Genomic DNA, 13,817 nt, shown 5'->3' with positions numbered 1-13,817 from the left:
CGGAGGCGACCGCCATACTCCGGGCCGCGACGGCCAGCCCCGGACCCCGGGCGAAGGTGGCCGACAGCCATCATTTGGCCCAGCGCAGCGCCCCGCCCAAACGAGCAGGCTCCAGACCGGTTACCTCATCCGATCCGGCCCTCCCTGCACTCTAGTTGACCTGGTACGACGCGAAATCAAGGGGGGCGCGCCGCGCGTCCCCCCGTGCGCCCTCCTTGGGCCGCGACGACCATGCCCTGACCGAAGCGCCCGCAGCAGGCTCCGAACGCTCCGCCACGTCCGCCCCTGCGCTCACATGCCCAACCCACGGCTGGGGCCCTTGGGGGTGGGTGGCCGGTGAGAAGGTGTCCGGCTGGCGGCCCGGGCGGCGGCCTGGCGCTGTTGCGCTTCGGTGCGTTCGCGGGCCTGTTCGTTTCGGGTGCGGACCCGCTGGGCTGCGGCCGGGTCGCGGCGGGCGAGGTCTTGGCCGCGCCGTACCTCCTCGCCGAGCCCATGGCGGTGGTCGCGCTCGGGCGTGGACAGCCGCTCCTGATCACCGGCTTGGCGTTAACCGCTGTACCGATGTTCCCCGAGGCCGACACCCCAACCACCGTCGCAGGCACTCCGCGATCGGGAACCTCCCCCGGTCGTCTATGAAGATCGGCTTGCTGGAGTCACCGCACTGGCTGCATGAAACCGGGTGTCCACGCTCCGCGGGGAAACGTCAGGATCCTGCTCACCCAGGCGACAGCACAGCCTGCGCCGCCGTCACCTGGTCAGTGTTCACACGGCTTCATACGGTCACTGAGTAATTCTTACTCATGTAACAGCCCGGGAGCAGCTGCCAGGATGGCCGCGATCCCCACCCGGTCCGTGAACCTCGCCGGCGAACAGCCCCCTGGCCACGGCCCCGTCCTCTCCCGTGGCCGCACCCCGGTCTCCCAAGACTGGGGCGGCGCTGCCGCACGAGCCGATCCACAAGGAGTCCGATGCCGTCCTTACCGGTCCGTCGCACACCGTCCTTCGTCCTCACGCTGGTGGTGATGTCACTGCTGGCCGCCCTCACGATGGTCCCCGCGCCACCGGCACAAGCCTTCGGCACCATCAACGGCCTCGGGCAGACAGCCGAACACGAACGCATCACGCGGCGTGCCCTCGCCTGCAGACCGGACCAGTCCAGTCTTGAGGGAGAGTGCTTCGCACCGCGCAGTCTCGGTGTGCTGGCGGGCGGCAAAAGCAACGCGGGAGCGGTCGGAGAGCCCGACGCCGGCGACAATTTCGACCCCGAGGCGCACTGCGACAACGCCGACTATCTCGAATACCCACCCGGCGGTCCCACCTACCCGCGGACGAGGCACGCCGCCTCCACCCAGTTCATCGCATGCATCAGCCAGTTGAAAGGCCACTTCCGCGACGGCGTCAGCGCCGCAGAGCACCTCGTGAACGAAACACTGGAGTTCGACGACCCGGGCATCACCGGCTGTTTCGGCGACCTCATCAGAACCAGAAAATGCGAGGTCCTGACAAACTTCGGCGCGCTGCTGCACGGCGCCCAGGACTTCTACGCACACAGCAACTACACCGACGTGACCGACACCTCACGCCCCATCAGCCTCGACAACCCTCCCGGGCTCGGGAAGAACGGTCCGTCGAAGCTGCTGGACATGGCCGCGCCGCTGATCACCCCGGCCGACGTCCCCCTGCACCTCACCACCGACTGCTTCGGCCTGCTCTGCCGCAACCGCGTCACCCATGACACGATCAACAAGGACCACGGCGACATCGACCTGCCGCCCGGCACGGGCATCGGCCACGCCCGGACGGAGCGAGGGCGCATCAACGACAACTTCGAGCGGGCGGTCAAGGGCGCCATCGCCGAGACCGCCGCGCAGTGGAAGTCCTTCCGCGCCCAATTGAACAGCGTGTACGGCCAGCGGCGCGGCACCGTACTGGCCTGCGTGATCACACACGACAAGCCCGAGGAGTGCCTTGAGGACGCGCCGTTGAAATACGGGCTGCTGCGCAAGCTGCCCGACGGCACATACCGGTCCTACGGCCCCTGGATCGAGGAATGGTTCGTGATCATGAAGAACATCCGGAACACGACGATGCACCAGGCGTGGGACGAGGTCAGAGCCGAGAATCCGGACTACCGGACGAACGGCGTCAGCGCGGACTTCATCCTCTACGTGTACGACGAGAACCTGGAAGACGTGCTGAGGGTGCTGAACTACTCCTCGCCCGGCTGGGGGGCGGACGGCCTTTACCTCTGGTACGTCGCCCGCAACATCGATCCGGGAGCCGGTCCCACCTACGGTCGATACTCGTACCACGGACTCCACTGCTCCGAGACCACCCTGAGCCCCCCGCCGGCCTGGCCCGATCGCGCGCCCCGGCAGGTGGTCCGGACGTGGGGGATGCGGTGCACCGAGGATGCACACCCCGCATCGCATTGACCTGCCGTCCGCGCCGACGCTCACCTTGGCGTGCTCCTGGTCGCGGCCGAGCGTGATCACGCTGGCCCGGCTGGTCGCCCGGGTGCGTGACGAGGCCACCGACCGGCTCCATGACACCCTGCACGGGATGTGGAGGTCGACGGCCGTTGATATTACTGCGCCCGCTGCTCCCGCGAGTCCGGCGCCAAGCGCATCGTCGGCAGGGAGGTCTCGGCCGCCGGGCAGATGTAGCGGCTCGATACGGGCACGGGTCATATCTCCAGTACGAGTTGGTCGTCGGCGTCCACGCGGACCGGGTAGACCGTGAGTGGCGGCTGCCCGGTGGTGGAGCACCCGGTGCCGAGGTCGAAGGTGTGCTGGTGCAGCGGGCAGACCACGAGCCGCCGGTCGATCAGCCCGTCGGCGAGCGGGCCGCCGGCGTGCGGGCACACGGCGGACACCGCGCGGACACCGCCGTCGCGGAGCCGGAAGACGGCGATCACGAGGTCCCCCACGGCGTACGCCCGGCCCTCGCCGACCGGGATCTCGTCCAGTGGCCCGAGCCGGTGCCCGGTCGTCATGCCGGCCATCACGCCTCCCGTTCCGGCGAGGACGATGGGCCGGTCACCGCCGAGCCGACCGCCGGCACCACCGGCCCTGGAGTGCCGACCGGTACGGGCTCCCGCACCGGCACCCTCGGCTGCTCGATCAGCGGCAGCGATGGGCGGAACTGTCCGGGTGTGACCGGCGCGGCCCGTTCCCGCCACGGATCCCGGTACGCCGCCACGGCCCTCGCCATCGCGGCGTCCAGCTCGGCGGCGATGCCGTCGGAGTCGTCCACGACGATCCGGCGGATTCGCTCGATGCCGACCCTCGGGACGAACGCGTACGTGCGTTCGAGCCAGTTGGCGTTCTCCCGGTAGTACTGGAGGAACCGCCCGGTCAGCGTGATCACCTCGTTGGCGGAGCCGACGGTGGCCAGCAGGTCGCCCTTGCGCACGTGGGCCCCGGCCGCGCCGCCGACGTAGATCTCCCACTTGCCGCCGTCGATGGCCACCACGCCCAGGTCCTTGACGTATGCCTCGGCGCAGTTGCGCGGACAGCCGGTGACGGCCAGCTTCATCTTGCCCGGCCCCTCGACGCCCTGGTAGCGCTCCTCGATGGCGATGCCGAGCGCGGTCGAGTCGCCCACTCCGAAGCGGCAGAATTCTGAGCCCACGCAGGTCTTCACCGTGCGGAAGCTCTTGCCGTACGCGTACCCGGACGGCATGTCCAGGTCGGCCCAGATCTCCGGCAGGTTCTCCTTCGGGACGCCGAGCAGGTCGATGCGCTGGCCGCCGGTCAGCTTCACCATCGGCACGCCGTACTTGTCGGCGACGTCGGCGATCCTGCGCAGCTGGGCCGGAGTGGTGACACCACCCTTCATCTGCGGCACCACGGAGAACGTCCCGTCGCGCTGGATGTTGGCGTGCACCCGGTCGTTGATGAACCGGGCGTCGCGCTCGTCCACGTACTCGTCGTCCCACATCATCTTGAGCAGCGACGCCAGGCCCATCTTGCTCCTGGCGTCCTCCTCGCCGCCCGGCGCCAGCGTGGCGAACACCGCCGAGACCGACTTCAGCCCGCGCTCGCGGATGACCCTCATCAGCTCCGGCTTGGGCATCGGCACGCCGGGGACGTACCAGGAGGCCGCGGGGTCCTCCTCGATCGCTCCTCCGGCGGCCCACTCGACGATCTGCGTGACCAGGCCCTTGCAGGTGCCGCAGCCCTTGCCGGCCCTGGTCTGGTCCACCACCCCGGTGACCGTCTTGACGCCGTCGGCCACGCAGGCCGTGATCATGCCTTTGGAGACGCCGTTGCAGTTGCAGACCTGGGCGTCGTCGGCCAGCTCGGCGGCGCTCACCTCGGCGGGCGGCGCGCCGAGGTCGAACATCAGCTCCAGCCGTTCCTCCGGCAGCGGCAGCCCGCGGTCGAACGCCTGCATCAAGAACGCGACCTTCCTGACGTCACCGATCAGGGTGGCGCCGACCAGCCGGCCGTCCCGGATGATGACGCTCTTGTAGACGCCCTTCTTCCGCTCACTGAAGACCAGCGTCTCGTCGTCCTCCTGCTCCGGCTGCTTCAGGCCCATCGCCGCGACGTCGATACCGGCCACCTTGAGCTTCGTCGCGACCCGCGAGCCGTGATAGGCGGCCAGCGGGTTCCGTCCCGTGATGTGGTCGGCCAGCACTCTGGCCTGGTCCCACAGTGGCGCGACCAGCCCGTACGTCTGGCCGCGGTGCTGCACGCACTCGCCGACGGCGTAGATGTCCGGCTCGTCCAGGCAGCGCATCTGGTCGTCGACGACGACGCCGCGCTCGACCTCCAGCCCGCTGACCTCCGCGACCTCGACGTTGGCCCGGATGCCGGCGGCGACCACCACCACGTCGCACGGGATGTGCCGGCCGTCGGCGAGCTTGATGCCGGTGACCGTGTGCTTGCCGAGGATCTCGGTGGTGCGCGCGCCGGTGACCACCTCGATGCCGAGCCGTTCGACGCCGCGCCGCAGGATCTCGCCGGCCTGCGGGTCGAGCTGCGCGTTCATCAGATGCCCGGCGGCGTGCACCAGCGTCACGTGGCTGACGTGGTTCTGCAGGCCGCGCGCGGCCTCCAGTCCGAGCAGGCCGCCGCCGATCACCACGGCGCGTTCGTGCTCGCGGGTGTACCGCATCATGGCGCGGGTGTCGTCGAGCGTGCGGAACGCGAAGACGCCCTGGTGGAAGCCGCGGCCGGGCCGGCTGATCCCGGGGATCGGCGGGACGTGCGCGCGGCTGCCGGTGGCGATGATCAGCTTGTCGTACGGCGTGACGGTGCCGTCGTCGGCGTACACCCGCTTCGCGTACTTGTCGATGCGGGCGATCCGGCGGCCGGAGTGCAGAGTGATGCCGTTGGCCGCGTACCACGCCAGGTCGTTGAGGAAGATCCCGGACTCCTCCTCGACGCCGGCGAGGACGTTGGACAGCATGATCCGGTTGTAGTTGCCGTACGGTTCGTCGCCGAACATCATGATGGTGAACTGATCGCCGCCACCGCGGGCCAGGATCTCCTCGACGGTGCGGGCGCCGGCCATCCCGTTGCCGATGACCACGAGTCGCCGCCTCATCAGACCTCCATCAGGCCCAGATCGGCCACGACCATCCCGGCGACCCCCGGCGGAGCGGAGAGGTAGAGCTCCACGGCCGTGCCGGAATCGAGGTCCTCGACGACGCGCAGCGGGATGTGCACGTCGGACTTCGCGCCGATCGGGAACCAGCGCATCGGCTTGCCGTCGCGCATCAGCACCACACAGATCAGCTCGTCGCTGGAGTTGCCGCCGCGGAAGTAGACCGCCTGGGCGACGGTCCCGGCCGGGACGACGTAGCTGAGCGCGCCGTCGACCGGCACCGGCTGGTCGAGTCCCTTGCCCTCGAAGGTGAACACGCCTTGCAGGAAGCGGGGTGTGGAGTGCACTGGTCTGGTCCCTTCGTCGATGGAGGCGATCGCGACCGCGCACGCCTTGAACGCGGGCATCTTGGAGTGCGGGTCCAGGGCCGGGTTGGTGAGCAGGTTGGCGCCGACCCAGTGGAAGGGGGCGAAGACGGTGTCCGGCCGGATGCCGGGATCGAGCCTGGCCCGGAACACCGCCCGGCCGCGGCGGCTGCGCAACTCCACCATGTCGCCGTCCGCGACACCGTGCCGGCGGGCCAGATCGGGGTGCATCTCGGCGCGTGGTCCCGGCAGGGCGTCGGCCAGGGCGCTCACCCGCCTGGTCTGGTTGCCGCTCTGGTACTGCCGCATGTTGCGGCCGGTGGTCAGCACGTACGGGTAGTCGCGGTCCGGCAGCTCGTCCGGGTCGCGGTGCTCGACGCGGACGAACCGGGCCCGGCCGTCGGGCGTGGGGAAACGGTCGGCGAACAGCCGCGGCGTACCGGGATGGTCGTCGGCCGGGCAGGGCCAGAACACGCCCTGCTCCGCCTCGATCCGCTCGTAGCTGATGCCCGCGTAGTCGGCGATCCCGCCCGCGCTGGCCCGCCGCAGCTCGTCGAAGACGGTGCGCGGATCCGCGCTGAAGTACCGTCCCCGGCCCAGCAAACCGGCCAGGTCGGTCAGCGTCTCCAGGTCGGTGCGCACCCCGGGCGGCGGCGGCAGGGCCCGCCTGCGGCGCAGCACGCGACCCTCCAGGTTGGTCATCGTGCCCTCCTCCTCGGCCCACTGGGCGGTCGGAAGCACGACGTCGGCCATGGCCGCGGTCTCGGACAGGAAGATGTCCGAGACGACCAGCAGGTCGAGGGCGTTCAGCCGGTCGGCGACCCGGTTGGCGTCCGGCGCCGAGACGGCGATGTTGCTGGCCAGCACGAGCAGCACCCGGACTCCGCCGTCGGTGCCCAGACGGTCGAGCATCTCGTACGCGGACCTGCCCGGCCGCGGCAGTTCGTCCGGGTCGACGCGCCACACGGCGGCGACGTGCGCCCGTGCGGCCGGATCGTCCAGCCGCCGGTAGCCGGGCAGCTGGTCCGCCTTCTGCCCGTGCTCGCGGCCGCCCTGCCCGTTGCCCTGCCCGGTGATCGTCCCGTACCCGGAGCAGAACCTGCCGACCAGGCCGAGGGCCAGGGCCAGATTCAGGTACGCCTGGGCCGTGTCCGTGCCGTTGCTGTGCTGCTCGGCGCCGCGCGCGGTGAGGATCATCGCCGGGCCGCCGCCGGCCAGCAGCCGGGCCGTCTCGCGCAGGCTCGCCTCAGCCACCCCCGTCATCCGCTCCACCCGGCCCGGCCAGTACGGATTGGTCGCCGCGCGGACGGCCTCGAAGCCGGTGGTCCGGTCCCGGATGTAGGCGTCGTCGATCAGGCCCTCGCGAATCGCTATGTGCAGCAGGCCGTTGGCCAGCGCCAGGTCCGTGCCGGGCAGCGGTTGCAGGTGCAGGTACGCGTCGGCCGCGGTGGCCGTCCTGCGCGGGTCCACCACGATGTGTTTGGCTCCGGCGGCCCGCCCCGCGTGCAGGTACTGCATGGACGGCGGCATCGCGTCCGCCGGGTTGGCGCCGGCCAGCAGCACGGTCCGGGCCTCGGCGATGTCCGCCACCGGGAACGGCAGCCCCCGGTCCACCCCGAGCGCGCGGTTGGCCGCGGTGGCCGCCGACGACATGCAGAACCGGCCGTTGTAGTCGATCGCCGACGACCGCAGCGCCACCCGGACGAACTTGCCGAGCGTGTACGCCTTCTCGTTGGTCAGCCCGCCTCCGCCGAAGGCGCCGACGCTGTCAGGGCCGTACCGCCGCTGTGTGGCCCTGATCGTGTCGGCGACCAGCGTGAGCGCCTCGTCCCAGCCGGCCTCCCGCAGGGGGCTCGTACGGTCGCCGGGCACCTCGCGGACCAGCGGGGTGACCAGCCGGTCGGGGTGGTGAAGCAGTTCGGCGGCCGTCCAGCCTTTCACGCACAGCCCGCCCCGATTGACCGGGAAGTCGGTCGGGCCCAGGCGGACCGACCCGTTCTCCGTGGTCAGCGCGATCCCGCACTGCAGAGCGCAGTAGGGGCAGTGCGTCTCGGTGGCCCGCATGTCGCGCATGCTCGCAGCACGTTGTTACCCGGGGGCTCCTGTGAAGTGTCGGCCAGGTTGACAACATTTACACGGTCGTGCAAGTGAATGTGAGTCGCGACGGCGGGTTCAGGTCTCGAAGCCGACGAGGCGGACGATGAGATGGCTCTCACCTTCGGGCACCGGCGGGAACGGACCGTCCACCACAGCGGGTTCGATCACCTTGGCCGGGATCAGCGGCGCCGCCAGGCGACTGCGGTAGGCCAGCAGCTCCGGCAGCTTCTGCTGCGCGAGGATGCCGAGGGCGACACCGGCGCCGATTGACCTCGGGCGGCCGTGCTCAGAGCGCGGTGCCGCCCGAAGCGTCGATGACCTGGCCGGTCACCCAGCGCCCCTCGTCGGAGGCGAGGAAGGCGATGATGCTTGCCACGTCCTCCGGCTCGCCGAGTCGGCCGAGGGCGACGCGGGCCACCTGTTGCGCCGCGAGTTCCTCGTTGTCCCGCAGGTATTGGCTGTTCCTGGTCATGACGATGCCGGGTGATACCGAGTTGACGGTGATCCCGCGCGGGCCGAGGTCCAACGCCAGATCAAGGGTGAACGTGTTCAGCGCCGCTTTGCTGACGCCGTAGGCAAGTAGTTCCGGGCTGGCGACGGTGGCCGCGAGGCTGGAGATGTTGATGATCCGGCCGCCGTCGCGCAGTCGCGGCAACGCGAGCTTCGTGATGAAGAACGGCGCCTTCACATTCACCGCGATCACCTGGTCGAACTCCTCCTCGGAGAGGTCGGCCAGCCGGGCGAAGCTGCCCTTGGCGGCGTTGTGGACGAGGATGTCGAGCTTCCCGTCGGGCACGTACTCCTTTCCCGCCTCATCGAAGGCGTTCCAGAAGCGAGCCGCGTCACCGTGAGTGCCCAGCTCCGCGTGCACGGCGAAGGCGCGCCCGCCGTCCTTGCGGATGCGCTCTACCGTGTCGCGGGCCGCCGGCTCGTCGTGGCCGTAGCCGACCCCGACGATTGCCCCGTCGCGGGCGAACCGTTCGACGGTCGCCCTGCCGATGCCATGACTGCCGCCGGTGACGAGGGCGACTTTGTCCTGCAGTGTTCCTGACATGACTGCTCCTTTTTTGAACGATCGCTCAAGAGAGAGGGTACACCCTTCTTGAGCGATCGACCAAAAAGTCGCCGGGCCGCTCTTGAGCGATCGCTCTAGAATGGGGGCATGGACACACCAGAAGCGCGGCGAGGCCGGCCGCCGACCTTCGACCGGGCGGCGGCGCTGGCTGCCGCCACGCGCCTGTTCTGGGAGAACGGGTACGAGGCGACCTCGATCAACGACCTGACCCGGGAGATGAACATCCGGCCCGGCAGCCTCTACGCGGCGTTCGGGGACAAGAGGTCTCTGTTCAACGAAGTCATCGAGGCGTACGGCCGCTCCCCGGCCGGAGAGTTCATCTGGGCCGCCATGGCGAGGGAGCCCACGGCCTTCGATGCTTTCCGCCGCATCCTGCTCGATGCGGCGGCGATGTACACCGACCCCGAGACACCGGCCGGAAACCTGCTTTGCAGCGCGGCCGCGGCCGACGTCGATGTCGCCGTTTACATGCGTGACCTGCGCAACGCCAACGTCGGTACCTTCGAGAAGCGCTTGACGACCGCCCAGCAAGAGGGCGAGATACCGGCGACAGCCGACCCCCGGAAGCTGGCCGCGTACTTCACCGCCGTCATGCACGGCATGTCCCAGCGTGCACGGGACGGCGCCACGGCGGCGGAACTCACCGACACCGCGGATCTGGCCATGGCCGCCTGGCCAGTGCCCTGACCGGCACCCAATCGCCGAACCGGTACGTTGCGGAGTCGCGGACCTCGAGGCACGACCACGATCCGCGCGGGGACTACGTCGACCGAGGCGATCCTGTGCTTGATTCACCCGCGCCGCCTCACCTCCGACGTATCAAGCGATGCCGAAGAAAGCCGACATCCAGATCAGCCCGGCCGCAGCCGCGCCGGTGATATTGGGGCCGCCGGGTGGGGCCGGCTCGGGTGAGCGTCATCCGTCTGGCTTGGCCGGCGGTGCGCTCCGGGCTTGAGCGCGAGCGGTCAGGAGGTGGGTCGGATGCGCGAGTGCTGCGCCAGGAACCAGTCGGTGGCGATGTCGGTCTCCGTGAAGCGTCCGATCAGCGCCAGGGCCGAGCTGACGCTCTCCGGCGCCTCCACGGGATCGTCGAGGACGTCGTCGTCGCCGGTCTGGAAGCGCAGCCCGTCCGTCAGGTGATCGAGCGCGTGCGGGTCGTCGCCGGATCGCTCCTGTGGCCGAGTCGGGTCGAAGGAGACGATCATGTGCCCGTCGCGGGCGTAGTCGAAGTAAGCGTTGCCGTTGATGTCCAGGCGGAGGCCGAGGGCCTGTCGGCCGCCTTCGGTGATGGATCGCAGGAACTCGCTGTGGCCATGCGCCGGTACGATGGCGACCCAGTCTTCGACCTCGGCCACCCAACTGGATTCGTCGTCGCCGTGGTAGTCGAGGATCTCACTCAGATGGCACGGAGTATGGGTAGCCAGGTCCAGGGAAAAGTCACGGGCGAGAGAGTCGAGGTCCGCGCCCTTGATCCAGATGGCGCTGAATCCCAGCTGCCACAGGTCCGGATCAGCATCGAGCCCTTCGGTGAAGAGGGTCGAGACCAGAAGGTCGTGCAGGTAGGTCGGTGACTGCATGGCCGCCTCTCGAAGGAGGGTGGGTTACGGGGTACCGGGCCTGATTCTGACGTAGAAGGCGTTGGAGGGGTTGTTCTGCACTCCTCCTTCGCAGGTTCCGCTGGTGAACACGCGACAGCGGGCGCAGAAGGCCCCCAGGTCACGACCGGCTGCCTGGTTGTGGGATCCGCTCGTGTTCGAGTCCTGCGCCGCGACCGCGGGTGGCGCGGGCGGGTCCTCCCCCGGCCGGACGTCACCGACCTTGAACGTCCGCGAGGTGAGGCCCCCGAGAGCGCGATCTCTCGACCGGGGCGGGGTGTGCTTGATCACGGTTTGGTGTCGTGCGGTCGGCCGATCTTGACGTGGGAGTACCCATAAGACGTTATTAGAACGTGTGTTCCCATCTATGCGGGAGGTCCTCGTGCGTCATCCGCTGGTTCGCCGATTAGCCGCTCACTGCGGCGTCGCCGGCCTGCTCACCAGCCTGCTCACCGGCCTGCTCACCGTCGCGCCCCCCGCCGCCTCGGCGGCCGACACCACGACCGACCTCGGGGTGACCTTCGGCTCCTACGCCGCCGACCTGGCCGTCGGGGGCGGCCGGGTGTTCGTCGCCGCCGACGACCGGATCATCGTGGCCGACACCGGCGGAAACCTCACCGGCGGCGTCGTCACCGGCCTGTCCGGCGTCCGCGAGCTGGCCATGAACGCGGACGAAACCCGCCTGTACGCGGCGCTCACCGGCTCGAACGAGGTGGCCGAGATCGACACCGCGAGCCTCGCCGTCACCCGGCGGATCGACCTGTCGGCCCACCCGTGTCCGCACACCCTGGCGTTGCTGGGCGAGCGGCTGTGGGTGGGGCACGGGTGCGACGACGGCCATGGCGGCGTCGTCGGCCTGGATCTGGTCGCGGCCGCACCGGCGCCGGTGGCGGTCGGGGGCGAGCACCTGAGCGCTCCCGTGCTCGCGGCCGCCGGCGACACGCTCGTGGTCGGCCGGACCGGCCTGCACCACGCCGACATGCTGGTCTACGACGTCGGCGGCGGCACCCCGGAGCCGCGCGGCACGATCGACGGCGGGAAGTGGCGCATGGACTACCTGCGCGACCTCGCCCTGACCTCCGACGGCACCACCCTGTTCGCCGCGGCCGACACCCCCGGGCACTTCAGCAGGTACGACACCACGACCCTGGCGGCGACCGGCACCTACGGCGACGGCTGGGACGGGTATCCGTCGGCCGTGGCGCTCGGCTCGGGCGGCGCCTACGTCGCCGCGGGACGCCAGTGGGGCAGCACCGACCTCACGCTCTACGACGCCGAGACCGGCGCGGCGATGTTCGCGGCCGACCAGCCGGACGCCGAACTGCTCCCGGACGGCGTCGCGTTCTCCGGCCCGGACGTCTTCGTGCTGCTGCGGAGCTCCGCGAGCCGGCTGCTGCTGTGGCGGGTGACGGGCGTCGCGCTGCCGGCATCCGATCTGACGGTGACGGCCCCGGCGCGCGCGTATGCCGGCTCGCCGGTCACCGTCGAGGGGCGGCTCACCCGCACCGACGGCAAGGCGCTCGGGCTCAAGCCGCTCGCGGTGATCCGGCGCCCGGTCGACGGGCCGAAAGAGCCGATCGCCGGCGTGACGACGCAGAAGAACGGCACGTTCACCTTCGAGGACACGCCGCCGGACGTCGGTGAGGTGACCTACCTGGTGTTCTGGGACGGCGACGACCACTACCGCCGAAGCAGCGCCTCCGTCACCGTGACGGTCAGGCACAGGTCCGCCCTCACCATGGACGGGCCGCGGTCAGGCGTCGTCGGCACGGCCATGGAGCTGACCGGCGTGCTGACGGCGGGTGGCAAGCCGCCCTCGCCGGGGGCCACGCTCACCGTGCAGCGCAGCGTGTACGTCGACAACGTCAGTGATGGAAGCGTCATGCTGCCGCCGGTGAGCGTGAACGCCGACGGCACGTACACGTTCGCCGACACGCCCGCCATCGCCGGCAGGTACAGCTACCTCGCGTTGTGGTCAGGGGAGGCCACGGCCGGCCCGGCCAAGGCCACCTACCAGATCATGGTCGAGTGACCTGACGGCCGTGCCCGGCCATCGGGCCGGGCACGGTCGTCCACAGCTAAAACCCCGGCTTCCACGACACCTTCGCCAGCGCGGGTCAGACGGTGCTTCGTCGGAAATTTCTTCGTTACCACCGGAACCCCCACCTGGTGACACGACTCTTCGACACCCCGACTTCGCTTTCTCCTCGGGTGGAGTGCTGGGTTGGCCCGGACCGGGCGCCCTGCCGTGATCACTCCCGGCGGGTTTCCCCGGTCCGACCCGATACGGGGTGTCGGCAAGACTCGCACCATCAGGCCCAAGCCAGGCGTTCGCGCAGCTCAGCCGGCCTGGGCCGAAAAGGACGGAACATGCGTTCCCGAAAAGGCCGGGCGTCCCGTCGGACGCCCGGCCCGCCACCGGCCCTCTCCCGTGAGGCCGGTCGCTCAGAGCTCGCAGTTCTCCTCTGTCTCGCCGGTGCAGGTGTCGATGTTGGCGCCGCCGTCGGTCGTGTCGTTGCCGCCACGGCCGTGCAGGAAGTCGTCGCCGGTGCCGCCGACGAGGACGTCGCGGCCGCTGCCGCCCCAGAGGGTGTCGTTGCCGGCCGAGCCGAAGATCTCGGTGAACCGGTTGACGGTGTCGTTGTTGACGATGTCGTCGCCCTGGCGCATGTTGACCATGATCGTGCCGGCGTTCCTGCAGCTGACTCCGCCGGAGATCGGCTGGCAGTCGTTGTCGCCGGAGGTGACGCCCGCCCCGGTCACCTTGATGGCGCCGCCGGTGCCCTCGGCCAGGGTGATCAGGTCGGATCCGGTCGTGCCGGTGACCGACAGGCCGCCGAGGCTCACGGTCACGGTGATCGGCGCGGCCGCCTGGGCGGGAGCGGACAGCGACACCATGCCGGCTAAACCGGCGACGGTGAGGGCGAGGGCTGCGATGTGAGAACGCATTTTCATTCAGTCCTTCGATTCGGTGATCCCGGCCCCCGTCGGGCCGATGACCCAAGGAAAGCGCCTCGTCCCCCTCCGGTCTGCGCCGAAATGCGCGCCCGGTACCGGCCCAACTACCCACCGACCGATCGCTTCCCGCGCGGCCCGTTTCCGCCGCATTCCGGCCGTACCCGCGAGAGG

The 13,817-nt window shown here is 70.0% G+C and carries 9 protein-coding genes and 1 pseudogene; 4 read left to right on the top strand and 6 right to left on the bottom strand.

Annotation, left to right across the window (positions count from 1 at the left end):
- Window positions 1-968: 968 nt before the first annotated feature.
- A complete protein-coding gene (locus ACTOQ1_RS33255; RefSeq protein ID WP_440071933.1) occupies window positions 969-2,435 on the top strand; it encodes a hypothetical protein in 1,467 nt (488 codons plus the stop codon).
- Between the two features lie 251 nt (window positions 2,436-2,686).
- On the opposite strand, the gene ACTOQ1_RS33250 is transcribed toward ACTOQ1_RS33255, so the two are convergent.
- The 3 genes and pseudogenes from ACTOQ1_RS33250 to ACTOQ1_RS33240 form a co-directional block, all read right to left on the bottom strand.
- Window positions 2,687-3,004, bottom strand: coding sequence for a Rieske (2Fe-2S) protein (locus ACTOQ1_RS33250; protein WP_440071932.1), 318 nt, complete (start codon window positions 3,002-3,004; stop codon window positions 2,687-2,689).
- On the bottom strand, window positions 3,004-5,556 hold the full coding sequence (gene nirB, locus ACTOQ1_RS33245; protein WP_440071931.1) for a nitrite reductase large subunit NirB: 2,553 nt from the start codon (window positions 5,554-5,556) through the stop codon (window positions 3,004-3,006). The genes ACTOQ1_RS33250 and nirB overlap by 1 nt, the downstream gene beginning before the upstream one ends.
- 365 nt (window positions 5,557-5,921) lie before the next feature.
- Window positions 5,922-7,985: pseudogene (locus ACTOQ1_RS33240) on the bottom strand (molybdopterin oxidoreductase family protein); the annotation flags it as partial.
- 141 nt (window positions 7,986-8,126) lie between these two features.
- On the opposite strand from ACTOQ1_RS33240, the gene ACTOQ1_RS33235 reads away from it, so the two are divergent.
- Window positions 8,127-8,288, top strand: coding sequence for a hypothetical protein (locus ACTOQ1_RS33235; RefSeq protein ID WP_440071930.1), 162 nt, complete (start codon window positions 8,127-8,129; stop codon window positions 8,286-8,288).
- Window positions 8,289-8,304: 16 nt separating this feature from the next.
- Here ACTOQ1_RS33235 and ACTOQ1_RS33230 read toward each other — a convergent pair whose 3' ends face one another.
- Window positions 8,305-9,072, bottom strand: coding sequence for an SDR family NAD(P)-dependent oxidoreductase (locus ACTOQ1_RS33230; RefSeq protein ID WP_440071929.1), 768 nt, complete (start codon window positions 9,070-9,072; stop codon window positions 8,305-8,307).
- 108 nt (window positions 9,073-9,180) lie between these two features.
- On the opposite strand from ACTOQ1_RS33230, the gene ACTOQ1_RS33225 reads away from it, so the two are divergent.
- Window positions 9,181-9,780 carry a TetR/AcrR family transcriptional regulator gene (locus ACTOQ1_RS33225; protein ID WP_440071928.1) on the top strand — a complete coding sequence of 200 codons (600 nt, stop codon included), beginning with the start codon at window positions 9,181-9,183 and terminating at the stop codon, window positions 9,778-9,780.
- Between the two features lie 278 nt (window positions 9,781-10,058).
- Here the strand turns inward: ACTOQ1_RS33225 and ACTOQ1_RS33220 are convergent, their stop codons facing one another.
- Window positions 10,059-10,670, bottom strand: a complete 612-nt coding sequence (locus ACTOQ1_RS33220) for a DUF6461 domain-containing protein (RefSeq protein ID WP_440071927.1) — start codon at window positions 10,668-10,670, stop codon at window positions 10,059-10,061.
- Window positions 10,671-11,070: 400 nt separating this feature from the next.
- Here ACTOQ1_RS33220 and ACTOQ1_RS33215 point away from each other — a divergent pair, with 400 nt between their 5' ends.
- Window positions 11,071-12,720, top strand: coding sequence for a hypothetical protein (locus tag ACTOQ1_RS33215; protein WP_440071926.1), 1,650 nt, complete (start codon window positions 11,071-11,073; stop codon window positions 12,718-12,720).
- 413 nt (window positions 12,721-13,133) lie between these two features.
- On the opposite strand, the gene ACTOQ1_RS33210 is transcribed toward ACTOQ1_RS33215, so the two are convergent.
- A complete protein-coding gene (locus ACTOQ1_RS33210) occupies window positions 13,134-13,637 on the bottom strand; it encodes a hypothetical protein (protein ID WP_440071924.1) in 504 nt (167 codons plus the stop codon).
- Window positions 13,638-13,817 lie beyond the last annotated feature (180 nt).

The sequence above is a fragment of the Streptosporangium sp. OZ121 genome, from assembly GCF_051918885.1.
GTDB lineage: Bacteria > Actinomycetota > Actinomycetes > Streptosporangiales > Streptosporangiaceae > Streptosporangium.
The sequence above is the reverse complement of the archived record's forward strand: the minus strand, read 5'-3'. Positions and strand labels throughout refer to the sequence as shown.